General features: G+C 51.7%; 20 protein-coding genes and 8 tRNA genes. 6 read left to right on the forward strand and 22 right to left on the reverse strand.

The features are described from left to right. Nucleotides 1–83 precede the first annotated feature (83 nt). The 13 genes from C8J48_RS17405 to C8J48_RS17465 all read right to left on the reverse strand — a co-directional run bounded on the left by C8J48_RS17405 (nt 84) and on the right by C8J48_RS17465 (nt 6,145). Nucleotides 84–159: transfer RNA gene (locus C8J48_RS17405), tRNA-Lys, on the reverse strand. Between the two features lie 7 nt (nt 160–166). Continuing rightward, nucleotides 167–241 (reverse strand) — tRNA-Gln (locus C8J48_RS17410). A gap of 22 nt (nt 242–263) precedes the next feature. Continuing rightward, a tRNA-His gene (locus C8J48_RS17415) sits at nt 264–339 on the reverse strand. A 7-nt stretch (nt 340–346) separates the two neighbouring features. Beyond that, nucleotides 347–423: transfer RNA gene (locus C8J48_RS17420), tRNA-Asp, on the reverse strand. 6 nt (nt 424–429) lie between these two features. Next, nucleotides 430–504: transfer RNA gene (locus C8J48_RS17425), tRNA-Val, on the reverse strand. A gap of 72 nt (nt 505–576) precedes the next feature. Then, nucleotides 577–652, reverse strand: a tRNA-Glu gene (locus C8J48_RS17430). Between the two features lie 26 nt (nt 653–678). Continuing rightward, nucleotides 679–771: transfer RNA gene (locus C8J48_RS17435), tRNA-Ser, on the reverse strand. 5 nt (nt 772–776) lie between these two features. Then, nucleotides 777–851 (reverse strand) — tRNA-Asn (locus C8J48_RS17440). Between the two features lie 246 nt (nt 852–1,097). Then, nucleotides 1,098–1,826 carry a D-Ala-D-Ala carboxypeptidase family metallohydrolase gene (locus tag C8J48_RS17445; protein WP_107728545.1) on the reverse strand — a complete coding sequence of 243 codons (729 nt, stop codon included), beginning with the start codon at nt 1,824–1,826 and terminating at the stop codon, nt 1,098–1,100. Between the two features lie 49 nt (nt 1,827–1,875). Then, entirely contained in the window at nt 1,876–2,562 is a 687-nt protein-coding gene (locus C8J48_RS17450) for a helix-turn-helix transcriptional regulator (RefSeq protein ID WP_107728546.1), read from the reverse strand. Nucleotides 2,563–2,740: 178 nt separating this feature from the next. Beyond that, complete coding sequence (moaC, locus tag C8J48_RS17455) at nt 2,741–3,247, reverse strand: cyclic pyranopterin monophosphate synthase MoaC (RefSeq protein ID WP_281261234.1); 507 nt, start codon at nt 3,245–3,247, stop codon at nt 2,741–2,743. An 11-nt stretch (nt 3,248–3,258) separates the two neighbouring features. After that, on the reverse strand, nt 3,259–4,281 hold the full coding sequence (gene moaA, locus C8J48_RS17460; RefSeq protein ID WP_107728547.1) for a GTP 3',8-cyclase MoaA: 1,023 nt from the start codon (nt 4,279–4,281) through the stop codon (nt 3,259–3,261). Between the two features lie 4 nt (nt 4,282–4,285). Further along, nucleotides 4,286–6,145 carry a molybdenum cofactor synthesis domain-containing protein gene (locus tag C8J48_RS17465; RefSeq protein ID WP_170105685.1) on the reverse strand — a complete coding sequence of 620 codons (1,860 nt, stop codon included), beginning with the start codon at nt 6,143–6,145 and terminating at the stop codon, nt 4,286–4,288. Nucleotides 6,146–6,454: 309 nt separating this feature from the next. Here C8J48_RS17465 and C8J48_RS17470 point away from each other — a divergent pair, with 309 nt between their 5' ends. Next, complete coding sequence (locus C8J48_RS17470) at nt 6,455–7,000, forward strand: hypothetical protein (protein WP_107728549.1); 546 nt, start codon at nt 6,455–6,457, stop codon at nt 6,998–7,000. A 64-nt stretch (nt 7,001–7,064) separates the two neighbouring features. Continuing rightward, entirely contained in the window at nt 7,065–8,219 is a 1,155-nt protein-coding gene (locus C8J48_RS17475; protein ID WP_107728550.1) for an aminotransferase class I/II-fold pyridoxal phosphate-dependent enzyme, read from the forward strand. Between the two features lie 152 nt (nt 8,220–8,371). Here C8J48_RS17475 and C8J48_RS17480 read toward each other — a convergent pair whose 3' ends face one another. Next, nucleotides 8,372–8,836, reverse strand: coding sequence for a hypothetical protein (locus C8J48_RS17480; RefSeq protein WP_107728551.1), 465 nt, complete (start codon nt 8,834–8,836; stop codon nt 8,372–8,374). Between the two features lie 230 nt (nt 8,837–9,066). Here C8J48_RS17480 and moaD point away from each other — a divergent pair, with 230 nt between their 5' ends. Further along, nucleotides 9,067–9,774, forward strand: coding sequence for a molybdopterin converting factor subunit 1 (moaD, locus tag C8J48_RS17485; protein WP_107728552.1), 708 nt, complete (start codon nt 9,067–9,069; stop codon nt 9,772–9,774). Nucleotides 9,775–9,804: 30 nt separating this feature from the next. Next, nucleotides 9,805–10,836 (forward strand): ThiF family adenylyltransferase, encoded by a 1,032-nt coding sequence (locus C8J48_RS17490; protein WP_107728553.1) that lies wholly within the window; start codon nt 9,805–9,807, stop codon nt 10,834–10,836. A gap of 43 nt (nt 10,837–10,879) precedes the next feature. On the opposite strand, the gene C8J48_RS17495 is transcribed toward C8J48_RS17490, so the two are convergent. Together C8J48_RS17495 and C8J48_RS17500 are read right to left on the reverse strand one after the other, a co-directional pair. After that, nucleotides 10,880–11,785 (reverse strand): NAD(P)-dependent oxidoreductase, encoded by a 906-nt coding sequence (locus C8J48_RS17495; protein WP_107728554.1) that lies wholly within the window; start codon nt 11,783–11,785, stop codon nt 10,880–10,882. A gap of 19 nt (nt 11,786–11,804) precedes the next feature. Next, the gene (locus C8J48_RS17500; RefSeq protein ID WP_107728555.1) at nt 11,805–12,365 is read right to left on the reverse strand and encodes a thioredoxin family protein; all 561 of its coding nucleotides are present in this window, start codon (nt 12,363–12,365) and stop codon (nt 11,805–11,807) included. A gap of 153 nt (nt 12,366–12,518) precedes the next feature. Here C8J48_RS17500 and C8J48_RS17505 point away from each other — a divergent pair, with 153 nt between their 5' ends. After that, the gene (locus C8J48_RS17505) at nt 12,519–13,454 is read left to right on the forward strand and encodes a DMT family transporter (RefSeq protein WP_107728556.1); all 936 of its coding nucleotides are present in this window, start codon (nt 12,519–12,521) and stop codon (nt 13,452–13,454) included. A 9-nt stretch (nt 13,455–13,463) separates the two neighbouring features. Here the strand turns inward: C8J48_RS17505 and C8J48_RS17510 are convergent, their stop codons facing one another. Continuing rightward, complete coding sequence (locus C8J48_RS17510) at nt 13,464–13,958, reverse strand: SprT family protein (protein ID WP_107728557.1); 495 nt, start codon at nt 13,956–13,958, stop codon at nt 13,464–13,466. A 62-nt stretch (nt 13,959–14,020) separates the two neighbouring features. Here C8J48_RS17510 and cmpA point away from each other — a divergent pair, with 62 nt between their 5' ends. Further along, nucleotides 14,021–14,152, forward strand: coding sequence for a cortex morphogenetic protein CmpA (cmpA, locus tag C8J48_RS17515; protein WP_107728558.1), 132 nt, complete (start codon nt 14,021–14,023; stop codon nt 14,150–14,152). A 144-nt stretch (nt 14,153–14,296) separates the two neighbouring features. Here the strand turns inward: cmpA and C8J48_RS17520 are convergent, their stop codons facing one another. The 5 genes from C8J48_RS17520 to C8J48_RS17540 all read right to left on the reverse strand — a co-directional run bounded on the left by C8J48_RS17520 (nt 14,297) and on the right by C8J48_RS17540 (nt 19,224). Next, nucleotides 14,297–15,409: a peptidase S8 gene (locus C8J48_RS17520; RefSeq protein ID WP_107728632.1), complete on the reverse strand. Its 1,113-nt coding sequence runs from the start codon at nt 15,407–15,409 to the stop codon at nt 14,297–14,299. A 377-nt stretch (nt 15,410–15,786) separates the two neighbouring features. Then, nucleotides 15,787–16,914 (reverse strand): S8 family peptidase, encoded by a 1,128-nt coding sequence (locus tag C8J48_RS17525; protein ID WP_107728633.1) that lies wholly within the window; start codon nt 16,912–16,914, stop codon nt 15,787–15,789. A 328-nt stretch (nt 16,915–17,242) separates the two neighbouring features. Continuing rightward, nucleotides 17,243–17,665 (reverse strand): hypothetical protein, encoded by a 423-nt coding sequence (locus tag C8J48_RS17530; protein WP_107728559.1) that lies wholly within the window; start codon nt 17,663–17,665, stop codon nt 17,243–17,245. A gap of 121 nt (nt 17,666–17,786) precedes the next feature. After that, complete coding sequence (locus C8J48_RS17535) at nt 17,787–18,206, reverse strand: hypothetical protein (protein ID WP_107728560.1); 420 nt, start codon at nt 18,204–18,206, stop codon at nt 17,787–17,789. Nucleotides 18,207–18,354: 148 nt separating this feature from the next. After that, nucleotides 18,355–19,224, reverse strand: coding sequence for a M23 family metallopeptidase (locus C8J48_RS17540; RefSeq protein WP_107728561.1), 870 nt, complete (start codon nt 19,222–19,224; stop codon nt 18,355–18,357). Nucleotides 19,225–19,293: the final 69 nt, after the last annotated feature.

Raw genomic sequence — 19,293 nt, forward strand, 5'->3', positions numbered from 1 at the left:
GCATAAAAAAAGCGGTCTGCGACAAGGCTACTGCCAAGGCTACCAACTTTTTTAGTACTTCCGATATTTTAATTCGATAATCATGGTGAGCCATCCAGGACTCGAACCTGGGACACCCTGATTAAAAGTCAGGTGCTCTGCCGACTGAGCTAATGGCTCATGGTAATGGCTGGGGAGGCAGGATTCGAACCTGCGCATGACGGAGTCAAAGTCCGCTGCCTTACCACTTGGCTACTCCCCATCATACAGGGAGATTATTAAAGTGGGGCGACCAGTGGGAATCGAACCCACGAATGCCGGAGCCACAATCCGGTGCGTTAACCACTTCGCCATGGCCGCCATAAAATGGCGGAGCTGACGGGACTCGAACCCGCGACCTCCGGCGTGACAGGCCGGCGTGAACTCCAACTTCACCACAGCTCCGCGTTATGGTGGACGGTGACGGGATTGAACCGCCGACCCCCTGCGTGTGAAGCAGGTGCTCTCCCCCTGAGCTAACCGTCCTTAGAAGCCTGTCTGCAACTTTGTCGCTACGGATGGTTTTATCCTGCACAAAGCGTAGGCTTCTATTTGAATTGGTGACCCGTAGGGGATTCGAACCCCTGAATGCCAGCGTGAAAGGCTGGTGTGTTAACCGCTTCACCAACGGGCCTTACATCTGAGCTACCTTGAGCGATATGGCGGAGAGAGCGGGATTCGAACCCGCGCGGGGCCATAAAACCCCCTAACGGTTTAGCAAACCGTCCTCTTCGGCCTCTTGAGTATCTCTCCGCAACTGGCTCCTCCGGCAGGACTCGAACCTGCAACCTACCGGTTAACAGCCGGACGCTCTACCATTGAGCTACAGAGGACCATTCCAAAAGCGACATGATTAATTATAATTGATAGAGATCCAATTTGCAAGAGGGTTTTTGATTTTTTTAGGGCATTGATTGTAAAAAATCTTCCCCTCTTTGAGTGCTTTAACAGCTTAGCACAGGTTGACTTTGCTCGTCAACCATATTTTTTAGTGAAGAAAGCATCGTTGACGGGTCGCAACAATGCTTTCTTCAAATGAATGATCGAACTGAATCAAGTCAACCATCTTGGGTTATACTTTAGTCGACCCACCACCAGGATTGGGATCCGTAGGGGTATTCAATGCGACTATCCACATGGACAAACGAGCTATATCGTTGAATGCCGCTAAAGCCGCTCGATTTGGCGATATCGCGTACTTGTGCCGGAGTTCTTCCACTGACGACGATATCTGCAGCCACCCCATATAGATGCATACTGTTGGAAGCGCCGCCTACATTGCTGTTATGGTTGATACTGCGAAAACCGGAATTGATCGTAATCGGGGAATCGCCTGCTTTTTTGCGGACCGCTTCCAGCTTCCACATCAACCGGCGCACATTTTCCCGCACGGTGGTGGAGTCCACCTTGCCGCCACTAAATCCACTGCCATCTTTGGAATGAAATTCACTAAAGTTGAAATGGCGGGTGGAGCCGTCAGCAGCTTCCAAATTATTGAGCGCTTGTTGTGTAGCGGGTCCGACAATGCCATCCGCAGCCAGACCATAAGCGCGCTGAAACCGCCGCACTGCCGCATCTGTTGCCGGACCGAATTGCCCGTCTACAGCCACATACGTACGACTGGGACCGTCTGCCGCCCAACCGGCAACCCGGATCTGAAGCTCTCTAACATCCGCACCGCTATCCCCCTGCTTTAAGGTGCGTGTCCAATTGTAAGCGTCCGCTTGCACAGGTTGAAATACCAACGGCATTACCAACAGAAACGCCAACAGCCATGTCAAACCTTTCATCCCATATTTGGTTGCCATCTCTTTTCTCCTCTTTTCTTTCAAATATTTTCATTTATTAGAAAAAGGGTTAAACGGTTAATGTAGGAAGCGAATCCTTTTCCGCTGTTTTTTCAATCGGTACCCAACCTTCTTCCACAGCCCGCACTGCTAGACCTACCCTGGAATTAACCCCCCATTTGCGAATGGCTGACGCGATATGAGAGTCAACAGTTCGCCGGCTGATTCCCAACTGATCGGCAATCTCCTGATTGGTAAGGTCCTTGACCAACTCCATCACCACTTGTTTTTCCATCGGAGTAAGCGGCGGAGAAACGAGGGACTGTTTGCGCCGAAGGAATCGTAACGGCAGTTGAATTTGATCGGTGAAACTGGGACTGATATAGCAACCGCCCCGGCTTACCGTCCACAAGGCAAAAAATAATTCGGACGCACGGCTGCGCACCGTTAGGGCCCATGCTCTCCCATGGAACATATGTAGCCACTTTTCCACCCGTTCCTCCTCTTCCGAGATCACAACCACGGGCACTGGCAAATGGGATAATTTAGTCCACTCAACCCCGTCATGACCCTGAGCACAGCCAAAAACGAACACATCCGGCAAGGGCACCCTTCTGATCAGCAATTGTTCCAACTGTTCCGGCTTCCAAATTGTCTCCTCTACACAAAACTGATCCTCCTGTTGCAACATCCATGCCACACCGTGCAATAGTGGCTCTACCGGGTCTAATACCCATACGCGAAGCAGACCACCCAAACACTCTCACCCCTTTTTTACCCCACCCTCTCCTTTCCACAAGGATAATTCTATAATATTTTCAAAAAACCCTGCCAAATTAAACCGTTCAAATAAAAAATCAGCCGACTTTACAGAATATATTTTTCACAACAAAAAAACCACCTGAACATCACGGTTCTGATGGTTTTTCACCATGTTAAGATTGATGATCGCTCAGCAGTGGACGGTATTTTCGATGATAATCCCCGTTCTTACCGCCGCTCTTGTACACCAGTAGGGTTTCTTCCACCACCATCGATCGATCCACCGCTTTACACATATCGTAAAGGGTTAAAGCCGCCGCGCTAACAGCGGTCAATGCTTCCATCTCCACTCCTGTTACATGCTCCGTCTTTGCCTCAGCCTCAATCAGCAACCGCGTATCGCTTTCCAGCTTAAAGCGGATGTTGACACCACTGAGTGGCACTGGATGGCACATAGGAATCAACTCGGCCGTTTTTTTGGCAGCCATAATCCCCGCCACTTGAGCAACGGCCAATACATCCCCTTTCGCCATTCTGCCTGCGCGGATTTGCTCCATCGTCTCAGGCTTCATCCGTAGATGCGCTTGCGCCACGGCCGTTCGCGCTGTTACTTGCTTTCCGGACACGTCCACCATATGTGCCCGCCCTTGTTCATTGATGTGCGTAAATGATGGTTTCACTGTGTCGCCTCCTAGCCGCCGATATACGACATTTCCACTTTATTGTGTGTGCCATCCGCCCGCTGGGTACGTTCTTGTGAGTAACGATCTTTTCGGTGCAGCCAAACGTCACCGAGCAAGCGAGCCAATTGCTCATCCCCGGCACCATTGCGAAGGGATGTCCGTAAATCCGTACCCTGGGAAGCGAACAGGCAGGTGTATAGGTGCCCGTCAGCGGAAAGGCGAGCGCGGGTGCAGCTGCCGCAAAAGGGAGCGCTCACCGAAGCGATCACCCCCACTTGGGTTTGACTTCCCTCATATCGGTAGCGATTAGCCACTTCACCGTGATAAGCGGGCTCCAAAGGGATCAACGGCATCTCTTTTCCGATACGTGCCAAAATCTCCTCCTTGGATACCACTTGTGCTAGATCCCAACCATTGGTGTTACCCACATCCATAAATTCAATAAAACGCAACGTGTGCCCTTTTTCTTTAAAATAGCGGGCCATCGGCAGGATTTCACCATCATTGACCCCTTTTTGTACCACCATGTTCACCTTTACCCGCAAACCGACGGCAGCAGCGGCATCAATCCCCGCCAAAACCTGTTTGACATCTCCTTTGCCCCCACTCATCCGGGCAAAGGTGTCGGCATGGAGAGCGTCTAAGCTGACGTTGACCCGATCCAGTCCCGCTTCCACCAACTCCTGCGCAAACCGAGGCAACAATGTGCCGTTAGTGGTAAGAGCGATATCGTCAATTTCGGGAATCGTACTCACCATCCGGATCAAAGTGGGCAAATCTCTACGCAACAAAGGTTCCCCACCAGTTAACCGTATCTTTTTTACGCCAAAGTGGGTAAACAGTTTAACGAGACGAATAATCTCCTCAAATGTTAACAACTCATCCCGGGGCAAAAAGGGATAATCCGGGCCAAACACCTCAGCGGGCATGCAGTAACGGCAGCGGAAATTGCAGCGATCGGTGACGGAGACGCGGAGGTCCCGCAGCGGCCGTCCCAAGCGATCCACTCCCTTGATCGTGTCCGACTCCATTTACTCACCCCCTGATGATAGTGGGTTTATCCAACCCTGACCGTTGTAACACTTTTCGTAAGGGTTGATCCTGCAGTAGTTGCAGCAAGATTTCTCCCTCTGTCTCCTTCAATAAGGAAGGGGTCACCAATAAAGAAAGGCGTCTCCGTGCGATTGGCAGAAAATCAACCGTATCGGCATATTCAGCAAAAGCAATCCCCCATGCCGCAGCGGCTCCTTCCCCGTATACAGCGGCGGCGGCCTTTAAATAAGACGGTTCTTCTTTTCGGTGCAATGGTATAGAAACACCGGCGTAGACAGCCGCTTTTTCCAAAAATATACGACCGGAGTGGCCGCTGGGGGGAAGAATCCAGTGAAGGTCCGATCGGTGCCAATCCTGAATACCGACAATCGCATCCGGATTTCCTTTTTGTACAATCCACCCCCAAGTTACATCCCCCAGCGGAAGGGCATGCGACAGGTCGGTATCCCTTTCCTCACATTCGGGTAGTGTGTCCGTGCCATCGGTTTCCACCACTACCGCCGCACAAGTCCCTTTTCGCCACCGATCCAAAGCATCCTGCATTCCCGTCACATACCGGGCTACGGCTCGCCCCGACTGCTTAGACCAAGCGGAGAGCAGAATATCCAAGGCGGGAGCATCCCCGCCCGCCACCAAAATCCGATCGCGTAGCAGCGAGAGTGGACGGGTTAAGCGTACCGATACGTTTTTGCCTGCCGTCCATTGACTACTATCCGCAGGCACCTTTATCCATCCGTCCGCCTGCGACAGAGAAAAGGTAACTCCTGCCCCTTTTGTCAGTGGAATTGCATCCCAATTTCCGTCCGGACCTGCCAGCAAGCGAACACGTAAATGGTCTTCCGCTCCCATTCGTGTATGGACAGGCTGACTTAGACGGGCGGGTACTTCTTCTTCATGGGAAGTACGCTCTCCCCGCCATTTCCGTATCCATGGTTTAGCGAACCACTCTAAGCCGAGATAAGCGGAGACAGGGTAACCCGGCAATCCCAATACCGGCTTCCCGGCGACAACCGCCAGTGCAGCGGGTTTACCTGGGCGGGCGGACACGCCGTGTACCAGTAAGGTGCCCATCTCCTTTAAAACGGAAGGAACAAAATCTTTTGCTCCTTTGGAGGAACCGGCGTTGACGATGACCAGATCCGACTGTTCCAAGGCATGTTCCAGTGTTTGTCGAATCAGGGCGGGATCGTCGGGAACAATGCCGCCATACCGGGTGATTGCTCCCCATTCCCGCAACGTTTCCCCCAGCAGTGTACTATTAAATTCAACAATCTCTCCCCGCTGCGGCTCTAACCCTGGCGGCACCAGTTCTCTACCTGTCGCGATGATAGTGACGAGCGGGCGTGTAAGCACGGGTACCTCCCACACACCACCAGCCAGAAGCACAGCCTGATCAACCGGACGAATCTTTTGTCCGGCAGACAGCAACACCTCCCCCGCCGCCACATCTTCCCCCGTCTGTCGCACATGTTGGAAGGAAGAAGCAGGACGGGTGATCGCCACACACCCCTCTCCCTCCACATTAACATGCTCCACCATAATGACAGCATCCGCCCATGCAGGAATCGGATCACCCGTATTAATCCAGGCAAAATCTTCTCCTTCGCGCAATTTCATAGGTGTATGGGGTGACGCTGCCTGTGTCGCCTCCGATCGCACCGCGATCCCATCTATCGCGGAAGCGGAATAGGACGGCATCGACAGTTGGGCCTGCACCGGCTCTGCCATATATCGATTCCGTGCCTGCTGAGTCGGGATTCGCTCGATTCCGGGCCGGGGAGGGGCAGCCTGCAACAACCGGTCCAATGCTTCTTGTACAGTTACAGCACCGTCTTTTTCCATGTGATCGCCCCCTCGCACACCCCTGATGTCGAATGATTCCAACGCTTTCTTTCTTAATAGCATAGCATCGCCTACCCATGCTGTCGAGGGAAGGTCACTCGCAAGACTGGCAAATAGTCAGATATTCCTTTACAGTGAAAAAACATCGAAACGGAGTCCGACTTTTGTTACAGTGTCTATAACACATTTTCACCGGAGGTGAGGGTTTAATGGAAGATACCCGACGATCAACAGGAAAACAGGGTGAGAGCTCTTGGAGGCCGTTTCTTTAGCGGGTACTTCAATAAAAAGTAACGGGATTAACCTTTTATGACAGATCGATATGATTCTGTACACCTGGCCAGTAAGGATATCCAGCGAGCATGGCTGCTGCAGAACGAGGAGCGCGATCAGGATGGCAACACGACAAATTGGTGGCTGTCTATTATACAACCTGTAAGCACGCGAATCTCCTTCTTCTCTTCCGAACCATCAAAGGACGCATGGGCTCGATTCGCGGTAACTTCGATTGAAACCGCAGAAGAAGTCGGTGCTATCTCTGCCGACGAGGCATCGATCAGGCTTTCAAACTTAAGCGTTGTGCTAACTCGGGCAAGATTCAACCCTGAGAAAATCGACCCCGCTCTGGCTTCAAAAAATATCATCCATCGCGCATTGACTTGCATCGATCTCACTCATGCAGAAGCGAGCCAGAAGAGTCGAAATTGGCCAGAGCAACCGATCGAAACCACTCGTTCATTAAGGCGTATCAAGAACTTGATACGGCCCGTTCTTCCGCTTGTCGATCACGTCCACGACGAGAAATTGAAGCAACGACTGGCGCAGTGGCGGGATCTGTTACCCCAACTTCCATAGATGGAAACAAAGGTGTAAGTTTATCACAGTGTGTATAACGTATTTTGCCGGAGGTGAGGATTTAATGGAAGATACCCGACTGTCAACGTCCGCAAAGGCGGAAAAACGTGCTCCTTTTTCAAATCTGGTTAACGCACTCCCGGCGACCGTTCCATTTGTCCCTCCTGAACAAACGGAGCGGCAGCTGGGACGCCGCTTCCAGCTGAGACTGGGTGCCAACGAGAGCTCCTTTGGATTATCACCCATGGCCAAGCAGGCTTTGATCGACGCCGCCGCTGAAACAAACTGGTACGGCGACGCCACCAATGATGCGTTACGGCAAAAGTTATCCAGGCTACATGGAGTTCCCATGGAATCTATCGCCGTCGGAGCAGGAATCGATGAGATTTTGGGCTGGATCGCTCGTCTCTTTTTAAACCCTGGAGATGGGGTAACAACGTCCCACGGCAGTTATCCTACTTTTCATTATCATGTAAACGGATTTGGCGGCGTTCTCCATTGGGTTCCTTATCGCCATTTTTACAACGATTGCGAGGGGTTGGCCCGACAAGCGCATGCCACCGGTTCGCGCATCGTTTATCTCGCCAATCCCGATAACCCTACCGGCACCTTTTTAAAACAAGAGGATATCCGGGAACTGCGGCGACAACTGCCTGCCGATTGTGTATTGGTGATCGATGAAGCATACGTTGAATTTGCACCGGCTGAGGATGTGCTGCCCCTGGATGCAAATGATCCCAATGTGATCCGTACCCGCACCTTTTCTAAAGTGTACGGTCTCGCCGGGGCCCGGGTCGGTTACGCCATCGCCCACCCGGATACAATCGCCAGCTTTGATAAAATCCGCAACCACTTCGGCGTGGCACGGGCCGCACAACAGGCAGCATTAGCCTCTCTTGCGGATTCCGATTTTCTTAATCGCGTCATCGCCTTCGTCAATGAAGGGAAAACGGATTACAGTACCCTAGCACAAGAGCTGGGCTATACCACTCTTCCCTCTGCCACCAATTTTGTTGCCATCGATACCGGCAGTGAAAAAGCGGCGCGTTGGTGGATGGATGCGCTGGAAAAACAGGGTGTATTTATCCGTGTTCCCGGTGTCGCCCCGTTAAATCGGTGCCTGCGGATTACCGTCGGAAATCAAGAAGAACGAAACATCTTGGCCCACCACATGAAAAAATTGAAACCCCAGGTACCGATCAACGAAGAAACGCGATGAGCAGCCAACAAGGGCCGACCTCCGCATGAGGCCTGTCAAGTCGCGTGAATCCAACAAATCCACCTACATCAAACCCCAGCCTCCCATATCCGGGAGCCGGGGTTTTTCTTCCTCTCAATATAATCATGGAATAAGAGCCGTCAAGTAAAACATCAGGAAGCGTCATCATCGGTATGGGCAAGGGTACGTTTAAGAGCGGAGCGAAGCTCGTCCATCATCCCTTCCATCATCCGTTTCCGTTCATCCCAGGGGAATTGGGGCACCGTCTGTCGTAATTCATTCATTTTTCGTTGGTCGTACTCCATCAGTTCCAACAATGATTCACACGCTTGTACCAATGCATTCCAATCTTCCTGTGGAATTTCCACGCGGTCATCCTCTTCTTCTAGATATGAGTTGCGCACGGGTTCATCCTCTCCATTCTCTTCAACCTCTATTTCATCATTTTGGAGAGCCTTTACCTCCAAGCGATAGTGACCGCTCTCCCGTAAAGTTAAATCCAAGCCGCCTTCGCTTACTTCAATTCGTTGGATCATGCGCTGCTCCTCCGGTATTTGTTCCAAATACCCGACGATCAGATCAAACAATAAATAGGTGATTTCCTGTTCTTTCCCCAATCGATCCAACCTCCTCGCCCAAGCGTATATAGAATCGAATGAAAATATCAGCAGACTCATTAACGGGTTTGGATCATGCCATGTTTCTCTGTCACTTGCCAATCGGGTTGGTGGTGGTTCACAATAGAAAATATGATTTCCCAATGTATTGCGCATAAGACAACCTTCGGTAAAGCAGTTTGCGCCGACGGATAATAAAAGAAGGGAGGCTGGCGCTCAGCCCTAAAACCATGGAAATTCGCATTCTATTATTTGCGGCAGTAGCCGAAGCCATCGGTCAACGGTCGATTACCCTTAAACTGCCTGCACAAGCGTCTGTGCGTGATGTGATTCAACAGTTGGAACATCAGTACCCGGACGCCTCCGAACTGATCCGCGTCGCCGTCATCGCCCGTAATCAGGAATACGCCGAATTGGATGAGACAATTCTTCCCGGAGACGAAATTGCCCTGATCCCACCGGTAAGCGGTGGAGAGGCGGAGGAAGCGTCCTTATTTACCATCACGGAGGAACCCCTGTCTGCTGACCGCCTCATTGCGCTCGTCTCCAACCCCAGAGCCGGAGCGGTACTCACGTTTGCCGGAACAGTGCGGGAGTTTACCGCCGATCGGCGCACGATCCATCTGGAATATGAAGCATATGGCCCCATGGCAACCCAGAAAATGAAAGCGATCGCGGCGGAGATCCATCAACGGTGGCCGGATGTGCGCGTCGCCATGACACATCGGGTAGGAAAGCTGGAGCCGGAGGAAATTAGCGTCCTGATCGCCGTCGCTTCCCCTCATCGGCCGGAATCCTTTGCAGCGGGTCGTTATGCAATTGAGCGCTTAAAACAGACCGTTCCCATCTGGAAAAAGGAGATCTGGGAAGACGGCACACAATGGCTGGGTCCACAAACCGATCACTGGGATCCTCGAAAACCCGCGAATCCCTCATAACCCATCCCTTCCAGCAAAGGAGGTGCTACCATGTCCATTCCACATGGTCGTTTTTCCAGGCAGATCTTGTTTTCCCCGATTGGAGAAAGGGGACAAGCGGCACTGGCCCGGGCAAACGTGGCTATCGTCGGCATCGGCGCTTTGGGTACCGCCCTGGCTCACCATCTAGTACGAGCAGGAGTGGGTCACCTTCGCATCATTGACCGCGATTTTGTGGAAGAGAGCAATCTGCAGCGACAAATGCTGTTTACAGAGAAAGATGCAGAAGACTCCATGCCCAAAGCGATCGCCGCCCGCGATCACCTGCAAACAATCAACTCCGCTGCCGACATAACGGCCCATGTAGCCGACCTGACCTGGCGTAACGCCGAAGAGTTGCTTACCGATGTCGACCTAATCTTAGACGGCAGCGATAATTTCTCCGTTCGCTATTTGATCAACGATACAGCTGTAAAGCACGGGATCCCATGGATTTACGGCGGAGCAGTCAGCTCGCGAGGAATGACCTTCACCATTCGTCCAGGAATCACACCCTGTCTCGCTTGCCTCTTCCCGGAAATCCCTGCTCCTGGAACGACGGAAACCTGTGATACCGCCGGTGTGATTGGACCCGTAGTGCAGGTGGTGGCCGCTTACCAGGCAGCGGAGGCACTTAAGCTGTTGGTAGGGGATACGGATGCTCTCGATTCCCGCCTGCGCCATTTTGAACTGTGGCACAACCGGGATGGCGCATTGCAAGTGGCTCCGAGCAAACGAGAACATTGCCCGGTATGTAAACAGGGGGAATATAAACACTTGCATCCATCCAACCCCACTGATACCGCTGTTTCCCTCTGTGGCCGCAACACGGTACAAGTGTCATCAGCAAGCACCCTCGATTTAGATCGGTTGGAACACCGCCTCTCCTCACTGGGTACAGTGGAGCGAAATCGCTTTTTGCTTCGCGCCCAGGTGGATGAGCAGCACCGTTTGGTGATTTTCCCCGACGGACGGGTACTGGTGCAAGGCACCGATCAAGCGGAAACAGCTCGTTCCCTCGTAGCCCGTTACATCGGAGCGTAAAACCAAACCCAGCGATTACGCAAAGGTCGCTGGGTTTGGTTTTTTACTCATCACCAGGCGCCACCTTAACATTGGCCAGCCGTTCCATCACTGTGATTAAGGCGTGAGTGCCGTCTTCATTTCCACCGTGGGCCTGCACAGAACGAAGCAGTTGATTGGCGGTCGCCGTTCCCACCAGCGGCAATTGGAGACGTTCGGCTTCCTCCAGCACAATGCGTAAATCTTTTTGTTGGAATTGAACGGAAAAACCAGGATCCAGGTCTCCTTCTACTATCCGTGGACCCAAATTGGACAAGGCCCACGATCCAGCCGCACCCTTACTAGTCACCTGAATCATTGTATCCAGATCCACCCCGGCCTTTTTCGCCAATGTTAATGCTTCCACCATTCCCAACAAGTTTAATCCACACATAATCTGGTTGCACGCCTTTACCGTCTGACCTGCACCGGCGGCGCCACAATGAATGATACTGGAACCCATCGCTTGCAAAACCGGCTTCACTTCTTCCAGCACAGCCGCTTCCCCACCTACCATAATGGAAAGCGTCCCTTCTTGTGCACCGACATCCCCACCGCTGACGGGAGCATCCAACATCCGCACACCCCGCTCTGCCGCCGTCTTGGCTAGCTGCTGCGTTGTGGCAGGGGAGATGGTGCTCATATCGATCCAGACAAGCCCTTGATGAGCACCGGCCAGGATTCCGTTTTCCCCTTCCACTACTGCACGCACATCCGGTGTATCTCCTACGATGGTGATCACCACATCGCTCAACTCCGCCACTTCCCGCGGTGAGTCCGCTAGTTGTGCGCCCCATCCCGCTGCTTCCTCCATCTTGGACCGGGTGCGATTCCAGACCGTCACTTGGAATCCGGCGCGATGAAGATTATATGACATCGACCGCCCCATAATCCCCAAACCGATAAACCCCACTCGCTGTGCTGTCTCCATTGAAATACTCCTTTCCCTTTTATCCCATTCGCTCTTGAAACCGTTCCTTCAGGCTCCGTTCCACCGCTTGCCACCATTCCCGTTTTTCCAACAACTGTTGCCTAAAATCCTTATATAGAGCCCGTTGCTTTTCCTTAAACATCGGGTCTTCCGAAGAGGGAAGTTGGGCCCGTATCGCATCGATCGCCGTCTGTACCTCAGGCGCACGCGGTCCCCACACCACCCGTTCCTCTCCTTTATCGTCGATAAAAATAAAAATCGGAATTGACCGTGATTTTCCATTGGTCAAATATTGATCCATCAATTCCAGATTCTCATCGCGAATCAGATAACGCATCTCAATCCCGGCCTTCTCCGCGATTCGCATCACGATAGGGACACACATCATCGCATCTCCGCACCAATCCGCCGTCAACACGATGCCCCGTAGTCGCCGGTTGGCTAACTCAGAAAAATATGCTTCACTTTCCTGCGGTTGAAAAGAACGGTAGATCTCCAGCAGGGCTTCGCGGTTTACTTCCATGCTGTCGATATACGCTTGCCCTGTCATCCCCTGCTCAAACCATTGATCGAGATTCATGTTTTTCACCCTCCCTCATCCTCTTTATATTGTAACGGATGTCACTTTAGATGTCCCTACAATCCCCGTTGCCTATTCTGAACAATATCGATACAATTAGGAAATAATATTTGCTTCGATTCTCTAAAAAGCTGGACAAAAAGGATGGATCTTATGAAGCACAACACCATTGGACTGTATAGCATCATGACCTTTAATATGATGATTTGGGGCCTAAACGCAGTGGCTCTCAAAATATTAGTCACCCACTTCCCTGCAGTCACCATGCAGGGAGTGCGTATTTTTTTGGCTGGACTGGTGTTATTGCTGTATATCGTGATAAAAAGAACGTGGAAACCACTCACCAAAAGAGATTGGGGTTGGACTATCGGTATCATACTGACCGGTGTGGTAGGTCATCACCTTTTTCTTGCCTGGGGGCTGACGATCACCACCGCCTCCAACGCCGCACTAATTTTAAGCTTGGTCCCGTTGATGACCGCCTTTCTTTCCTTTTTATTTCTGCGGGAACATATCACCCCGGCACGCATGGGTGGGATTCTGCTTGGCCTCATCGGCGTTATCCTGGTCGTTCTTCGCGGCGGCACTGGCCTGTCCACTTCCATGTGGGGAGATCTTTTGATCGGGGGAGCGATGATCTTCCAAGCATGCAGCTTTATTTTAATCAAGAAGGCAACAGACACCATCGACGCCAAACAATTGACAACCATTATGTTTCTGGCTGGCGCGACACTGATCTTTCTCATCGGCCTGTTCATCTCTCCTGATGGCGTATCGATCATGCTGGAAGGACCGTTGTGGGTATGGGCTGTTTTAATCGTATCGGGGGTCGTGGCTACAGCTTGGGGACACGCGATGTACAATGCGACCATCCACCAACTGGGCCCAGGCCAAACCGCTGTCTTTATCAACTTAACTCCCTTTTTTGCCTTAGTGGGTTCCGCACTCTTTCTCGGTGAAGCAATACAATGGGTGCAAATCGCCGGATTCGCATTAATCATCGTCGGAGTTTTCCTTGGCACTGGAGCCTGGGGCGAAGGGGAACGGATGAAAGCGCGAACCGTTCATAGAGAGACGGGTATTCATTGAGTCAGACAGTCAACTCTCCTCCTCCACCGGTTCCTCGATCTCCTGCAATCGCAATGTTCCCTTACAATGGCCGCAGCGATAGCGGGAGGGGTCCATTCGCTTTTTGCGTGGAAATTGACGCCCGCACGCTTGACAGCTCAGCAGCCACCGCACCGACCGACGGCGGGGAGAGAGATTGGAGAGAGGAGGAGCATGGCAAAGACCGCCAACCTGGGCCAACAGTTCCCGAAACTCCCGATCGCGGTGACGATAGCCCCTTCTCTGCAAATGCAGGTGATAGTGGCACAACTCATGGCGGATAATGCCGTCCACCACCTCCCACCCCCATTCCATCCAGTGGCGGGGGTTGATCTCAATGTGGTGATCGGATAAGAAATATCGTCCGCCCGTTGTGCGTAGACGGCCATTAAAATAGGCAAGGTGACGAAACGGCTTACCAAAATCCTGCAACGAAATCGTCTCCACTCGCTTTTGTAGTTCGTCATCCGATGGTTTGGTGTTCACAAGACAACGCCTCTTTTCATATGCTTTACAGACGAGATCCGTCTGATAGGGAGGCAACTCTCATGCCATACTGGTTGCAACGGCAACTACAACGCGCATTCCAAGGAAAAGACCGCAGGCAGATTCGTATTTTAAACGATTGTTGGTTTCAATATCAACAGCGGGGAGGACCCGTAATCACCGAATCGAAGTAATTCATACCCGCATGCTCAAAAGCGAAACCAAGTGTATGTATCGGGATCTCGGTCCGTCCCCCTTTTTTCTGTTTATCTACCTTTGTCGGCAAGCCAAAAATCCCCTACGCCATGGCGTAGGGGTTTGATTGTTATGTGTTCTTCTCAGTATTTAACCGCAGCAGCAGCATCGATACGACCATGTTGCCAATAGGTACCTGTTCCGCTGATCGGTTCAGCCGAGTTTAAGAGGGCATCTTTAACCTCGTTAGCGCTCCGACCCTGTGATGCCAAAAGTCCGGCCACACCAGCCGCAAAGGGAGTAGCCATCGAGGTACCGTCTAAGCTCTGGTATCCTCCGCCCGGTACTGTCGAGTAGATACTGGAACCGGGAGCGGCGATATCGACCCAACTGCCATAGTTGGAGAAGCTGGACCGACTGTCGCTGGAGGTAGTGGAAGCGACGGCAATCGCGTTGTCATAGTAGGCGGGATAGTTAGGGCTGGAGCTGCCGTCATTGCCCGCCGCCGCTAAGACGATGGAACCTTGGTTATGGGCGTAGTTGACGGCTTCCTCCAGTGTTTGTGCTCCCTGGTAAGCGCCCAAACTGAGATTGATCACTTCGGCACCGGCATCGGCGGCATCACGGATACCGCTGGCTACCGACTCCAAGCTGCCGCTTCCGTTGGCATCCAAAACGCGTACCGCATAGATGCTTACATTGGGAGCCGTTCCGGCAATTCCGATCCCATTGTTGGTATTGGCAGCGGCAATACCGGCAACATGGGTGCCGTGTCCGTTTTCATCCATGGGATCGTTATCGTTGTCGATATAGTCCCCACCCTTGATCACTTTTCCAGCCAAGTCGGGGTGATCATAGTCAACACCGGTATCCACCACAGCAACCTTCACATTGCTGTCGCCTTCCGTTACATCCCATGCGTCGGGAGCATTAATCATCGACAAGCCCCATTGTTGCGAAAAGGAAGGATCATCCGGTGTTGCAGTAGCATGAAAGAGAATATTCGGCTCCGCATATTCCACTTGAGGAAGCCCGCTTAACTCTTCCAGCGCTGCTTGTACGGATTGATTCTCCACTTTTACCACAAAGAAACCGGCATCGGTGTTTTTAGATACCACCCTTGCATCCAATGATTGCAGCAATGACGTCAACGCCGACACACCGACATCATCCTTAAACTTAACTACAATTTCACCGGGAACAGCATCCATCTGCACCTCAGCAGCTCGTACATCCGCCGCAGACGGAAACACCATGGTTAGTGTCAATAAAAACACCGTCAGCAGCAATAAAACGCGTTTGATAAAATCTCCTCCCCATACCAGGCATATTTTTTACGATTCTAATATTCTATCTTTTATTTAAATCCCCTTCCTGTTTTGAGAATTTATTAGCATCTTTTTTTAGTTACTTCCAATCTTTATTTCTTATTTACCAATAACAAGGAATGAGGATGGCAGATCGATAACAAAGGAGGCGAGCTCTAGTCTCTTTCCTTTTAGCGAGATAAAGGGTAGTCCGCTTCATCTCTCCAGACCCAACAACAGGGCGGTCGGGAGTGGATTTCCGCTTTCGCTTTGTCGTTTAATAGCAAAAAACCCCTGTGCCAGCACAGGGGTTTTTTGCTATTTTTTTAGTAGCCTACCGCTGCAGCAGCATCGATTCGGCCATAATTCCAAAAGAGGCCCGTACCGCTGATCGGTTCAGCCGAGTTGAAGAGTGCTTCTTCAATCTCGTCAGCACTTCGGCCCTGAGAAGCTAAGAGTCCGGCCACTCCCGCAGCATGAGGGGTAGCCATCGAGGTACCACTGTAGCTTCCATAGCCTCCACCCGGTACGGTCGAGTAAATATCGGAGCCAGGAGCGGCGATATCGACCCACCAACCGAAGCTGGAGAAGCTGGAACGACTGTCGCTAGAGGTGGTGGAAGCAACGGCGATCGCACTGTCGTAGTAAGCCGGGTAGCTCGGCAGGGGAAGGCCGTCATTGCCAGCAGCCGCCACAACGACAGATCCTTGGCTGCGCGCATAGTCGACGGCATCTTTCAAGGTTTGCGCCCCAATCAAGGCGCCCAAGCTGAGATTGATCACTTCGGAACCAGCATCGGCAGCATCACGGATACCACTGGCTACCGCATCCAGGCTGCCGCTCCCGTTGGCATCCAGGACTCGCACCGCATAGATGCTGACACCGGGGGCCGTTCCGGCAATCCCAATACCGTTGTTGGTATTGGCGGCGGCAATACCGGCAACATGAGTGCCGTGTCCGTTTTCATCCATGGGATCATTATCGTTGTCGATAAAGTCCCCACCCTTGATCACTTTGCCAGCTAAGTCAGGGTGGTTATAATCGACACCGGTATCCACCACGGCGACCTTGACACTGCTGTCACCTTCCGTCACTTCCCAAGCAGCGGGAGCATTGATCTTCGTCAAGCCCCACTGTTTCGAAAAATCGGGATCGTTCGGTGTTGCCATCGTATGGAAAAGGATATTTGGCTCCGCATATTCCACATTGGAAAGCGCACTCAGCTTCTTTATGGTCGCTTGAACAGAGGCATCCTTCACTTTTACTACGGCAAAACCGGCATCGGTATTTTGGGAGACCACCTCGGTATCCGGAGATTCCAGGGCGGAAGTCGCCTTCGCCACACCGACCTCATCCTTAAACTTCACTACGATTTCACCAGGAACAGCATCGGCCGTTTCTGCCGCCTGCACATTGGCTGTAGTCGGAAAAACTAAGCCCACCGTCAATATCATTACCGTCAACAACAACAGAACACGTTTGATAGTAACCCCTCCCCCAATATCTATATTTTTTCCAATTTCAATATTCGATCTCTTAGCGAAAACTCCTTTTCTTTTTGATGGTTTTTATAATTTCCATCCAAAAGAACTATTGAATCGACAAAAAGACCCATCCGCAAAAAAAGAGAAGGACTCTTTTATCTTTAGTGGAAAAAAGAGTCCTTCTCTATCGAAGTCTATTGATTAGCCGATTTGGGATGAAGGGGAAGAGATTTTAAGCCCTATGTGCTCGTTATTCCCTTCCACTATTCAGCTCATCGACAGATTTCCTTATCACCGATTAATGCTCCCGCTGTGCAATCGAGCCTCCGCTCTCGCCCGCTGTCACCATCAAAATGGAGCCCATCAGTGCGCTACCCGATAAATACAAGGCATCCGCCAATTCGGTATTGATCCTGTATTGAGGGTTGCTGTCATGATGGGAAAAAGGATTTTCTCCCCCATCAGCCGCAATCATATTTTGTACCGCCTGACGGCAGGTTTCAGATGCCAACATCTTGGGGTAAAGACGTTCAAATGTCGCTGCAACAAATGTATCCCGATCACGTGCCGCCCCCGGCAACTCCTGCCCCTTCATCTCCGCTTCAACAAAAGCGGCAATCGCCGCTACATCCTCGGGATAACCCTGAAATCGCTTGCCACAGGCAACCGCCATCTCCGTCATCTTCCGGCTTAAATGAGCAGACACTTCTGCTTGATCCATGCCCATTCCTCCCTTTCGCCTACTGTTCGTTCTCATTTTGTCCAGCAAAAGAGGAAACATGCGCAAAAGAGAAAGGATTGAGCACAGCGTGCTGAAGCGACGCATTAAAACTTTTCCGCTGCTAAATCTCGTTCAATAGGCAGTTTTCAATGTGGCCTTCGCAAAGTACCTGGAGTGCGCGTTCAGAGACGACGAGGTCGGATTCACTGGACAGTCCAAAATCATCACTCTCTGCCATCCCGGTGATGCGCAACCATAGAAATTTCGGCAACTGACCTTGTCCGATAAGTTCTTCGTCTTCGGGAGAAAGTATAACCTCGACATCGTCGAGGTTATACCCTGACAAATTCGCCTGATTGAGTCGCTTAGCCATTCCCTCCGTTACGATGAAAGCGGCTGCCGCTTCGAGAAGTTCGTCGACAAGCCAATTTACGAAATCATAGTGAAGATATTCGTATACAGGCGGCCTGACGGTGACGTCGACAACAGAATTTCTACCAACTTCACCGGCTACTTCTGGGCAGAGCGTATAATACTTCATACAATTCGCTTATTCCTCCTTATTGGAAGCTGTGTCAACCTGACACGACTGCGGCAGACTGCGGACTGGTGGATCGAAGAGCGTAAAGCCGGGTGATGAAATTTATCCACATCGAGTTTTACAGTCGATCCACCTTGAATTCTAGCGGTCATTTTTGTTCTTCCCCTAAACCTACCTCCCACACCTGCAAAAAAGCGTAAGGATTGATCGCTTCCCGCATGGGCGACCAACGGCTTTCACGGACATAAACGGTAAAATGAAGATGTGGCGCAAACTGGCCTGTCGTTCCCTCCGGCCCATATCCGCTGTCCCCTACATAACCGATAATCTGCCCTTTTTTCACTTTGACGCCATCTTCAATCCCTTCCGCATAGCGCTCCAAATGCGCATAGTAGTAAGAGATCTGTGGATGCGCTTCATCCTGAATTCGAAGTCGCCATCCGCCCAACTCATTCCATCCCTTGGATACAACTTCACCGTCGCTGACTGAACGAATTGGTGTCCCCTTAGCGGCAAACATATCCGTACCCTCATGGACACGATCGCCGCCATAGGTGCGACTATCCCCCCATGTATCGCCATAATCCACATTTTGTTCCGCATCAAAGGGAAAGCGATAATCTTCCGTCAGCGGAGACGCTGCCCAACGATAGGATTGCGCCAAGGCGATCACCTCTCCCGCCTCGGATTCCGATAACAGAGCACGGACTGCCTGTTCTGCATCGTCATCGCTTAGCTCCTCTTTCCCGACGGCATCCCGCATCTCCTCCGCCAAAGCGAGAATCTGCTGCCGATCCACCCCTTTATACTCGTTCAATATCTCATGCTGAGCAGCCAGATAAGGCCAAGGCACCTTCATTTCTGACTCCACCTCTGCATATACGGTGGCCAACTCTCCCGGCACCATCATCTCCGGGACCTCCGTCCCCTGGTTCATATCGTATACCCAATAAACGGCGACTCCTATCGCCCCGATCAATCCCAGAAGCAACAACAACTGAAATATGCGACGCAGCAAACCTTATCCTCCTCTTCCCAATAACAGCGGAATGATGTGTAGAGTAGTATTTCTTCATTATATTATCCG

This window comes from Desmospora activa DSM 45169 (assembly GCF_003046315.1).
In the GTDB taxonomy this organism is placed as follows: domain Bacteria; phylum Bacillota; class Bacilli; order Thermoactinomycetales; family DSM-45169; genus Desmospora; species Desmospora activa.